Source organism: Sulfitobacter sp. HI0129, assembly GCF_001635395.1.
GTDB lineage: Bacteria > Pseudomonadota > Alphaproteobacteria > Rhodobacterales > Rhodobacteraceae > Sulfitobacter.
Genome location: NZ_LWGH01000699.1, coordinates 1 through 789, shown reverse-complemented (window position 1 = coordinate 789; position 789 = coordinate 1). Strand labels below are relative to the sequence as shown.

Genomic DNA, 789 nt, shown 5'->3' with positions numbered 1-789 from the left:
ACAGGACGAACCCCACCACCGTCGCGGCGATCCAGGCGGCCTTGCCGCGGGCGTCGAGCCAGCCTTCGGTGCGGGCAAGAAGGTTGCCGCGCGGGGAATTCAGGGTTTCGGATGCGATGGTCGTCATCGTCGGTACCTTTCGTTTGGGGAAAGGCCGCCGGGCCTTTCGCAGTGGATGTGAACGTCTTTCACATTGCATAGATTGGGATCGGCCCATGGCTCTGCAAGGGGCGATGTGAATGTTTTTTACATATCCGTCGTGCCGGCCCTTTCGCCGAGGGCGCCGCCCGCGGGATTGACCTTGCCCCGGTGCCGCATCAATGCTGGCGGCATGACGCAGACATCGCTCGCCGCCCGCATGACCCGCAGCCCCCGTGTGCACAACGCAGACCGCGCCCGGGATGCGCTGAACCTGCTGGGCGACCTGCCGGTCGAGCTGCGCGAGGCCGTCGCGGGATCGGCATCCGCCGCCCCCTATCTGATGAGCCTTCTGGAAAAGGAAGCCGATTGGTTTCGCGGCGCTGCCGAAGATCCGGCATCCGCACTCGCGGCAGAGATCGCTTTCACCCGTGCGCTGGACAGCGCGGGCCTTTCCGATGCCCTGCGCAAAGGCAAACGCCGGATCGCGCTGATGACGGCGATGGCGGACCTTTGCGGTGCATGGACGTTGGAAGAGGTCACGCAGGCGCTCAGCCTTTTCGCCGATGCCGCCTGTACCGCCGCGCTGCGGGCCGGGGTGGCGCAGCAGATCCGGCGCGGCAAGCTGCCCGGCATGACCGAAGATGACCT

1 pseudogene is annotated in these 789 nt (G+C 66.3%); it reads left to right on the top strand.

Annotated elements, in window-relative coordinates:
* Window positions 1-331: 331 nt before the first annotated feature.
* Window positions 332-789: pseudogene (locus A3764_RS17605) on the top strand (glutamine-synthetase adenylyltransferase); the annotation flags it as partial.